A 1,058-nucleotide genomic window follows, 5' to 3' on the forward strand; every position below is an offset into this window, starting at 1 on the left:
CGAAAAATGGCTGAAGCATCGCCCGGGGCTACCGTCACGAAACTCGGTTGGCTCCAGGCCTGGCACGTCCGCGACGAAACCTACGCCGCAGCCCTCGCCGAGATCATCAACGCGCAAAGCCAGCAACCCTTCGCCGCCCGATGGGGCCAGGGCACCACCTCATCCTCTGACGGGCAGAACTTCAAAGCCGGCGGCCGCGGCCTGTTCGCCGGACACGTCAACCTCAAATACGGCCAAGAACCAGGCGTTCAGTTCTATACCCATATCTCCGACCAGTACGCACCATTCCACAGCACAGTCATCTCTGCCACCGTCCGCGACTCCACCCATGTCCTCGACGGGCTGCTCTACCACGAGTCCGATCTCCGAATCGAGGAGCACTACACCGACACCGCGGGCTTCACGGACCACGTCTTCGCACTCACCCAGCTCCTCGGCTACCGATTCGCCCCGCGCATCCGCGGCCTGGCCGATAAACGCCTCTACATTCCCGGAAACTCCGACAGCTATCCAACCCTGAAGCCGCTGATCGGCGGCAACATCAATACCAAAATCATCCACGCCCACTGGGACGATATTTTGCGCCTCACCACCTCGATCAAGACCGGCACCGTCACGGCATCGCTGATGCTCCGAAAGCTGGGCAGCTACCCGCGGCAGAACGGTCTGGCTACAGCCCTTCGGGAGCTCGGCCGACTCGAACGCACCCTCTTTACTCTCGACTGGATGCAGAACCCCGAGCTCCGCCGACGCGTGCAAACCGGCCTGAATAAAGGGGAAGCACGAAATGCACTCGCCCGCGCCGTATTCTTCAACCGCCTCGGCGAACTCCGCGACCGTTCCTACGACAACCAACGCCACCGCGCATCGGGACTGAACCTGCTCACCGCCGCGATCACCCTCTGGAACACCGTCTACCTCGACCACGCCATCACCACAACAGGCCACCCCACTGACGATCCACTGCTCGATCACCTCTCACCACTCGGCTGGGAACACATCAACCTCACCGGCGACTACACCTGGAACAACCCCCGCCAACCCAAAGCCGGAAAACT

Annotated in this window: 1 protein-coding gene; it reads left to right on the plus strand. The window is 61.9% G+C overall.

All coding sequences use genetic code 11. The annotated features are described in order from the left end of the window. Nucleotides 1–1,058: Tn3 family transposase (locus IWX77_RS16840; RefSeq protein WP_196845692.1), on the plus strand; the 1,058-nt coding region annotated here is incomplete at both ends.

Origin of the sequence: Cryobacterium sp. CAN_C2 (assembly GCF_015751745.1) — a bacterium.
Classification (GTDB): Bacteria; Actinomycetota; Actinomycetes; order Actinomycetales; family Microbacteriaceae; genus Cryobacterium.